At 41.5% G+C, this 275-nt stretch carries 1 protein-coding gene; it reads left to right on the top strand.

Going from position 1 to position 275, the window contains the following annotated elements; all coding sequences use genetic code 11:
• Positions 1-27 precede the first annotated feature (27 nt).
• On the top strand, positions 28-275 hold a 248-nt coding region (locus C7H79_RS17560; protein ID WP_172592517.1), incomplete at its 3' end, for a universal stress protein.

The raw sequence follows: 275 nt of genomic DNA, 5'->3' as shown, positions 1-275 counted from the left end.
AATCTAAACCTACTAATGGGTAAATAAATGGACAAATCAGGACGGAATGCCTTGGAATATCTAAAGCCTCAAACGCATCTACTGAAAGGCTCGCCACGAGAGGTGATTCCAGCCCTCTCTAAAGAAATTAAAACTGATCTAGTAGTCATGGGCACGGTAGCTCGTACTGGTATTTCCGGATTCTTTATGGGAAATACGGCAGAAACCATTCTCAATCAGCTTGACTGTTTGGTACTTGCAGTAAAACCCATCGGATTTAAGACACCAGTTATATT

Source organism: Nitrosomonas supralitoralis (assembly GCF_003011925.2).
Classification (GTDB): Bacteria; Pseudomonadota; Gammaproteobacteria; order Burkholderiales; family Nitrosomonadaceae; genus Nitrosomonas; species Nitrosomonas supralitoralis.
The sequence above is the reverse complement of the archived record's forward strand: the minus strand, read 5'-3'. Positions and strand labels throughout refer to the sequence as shown.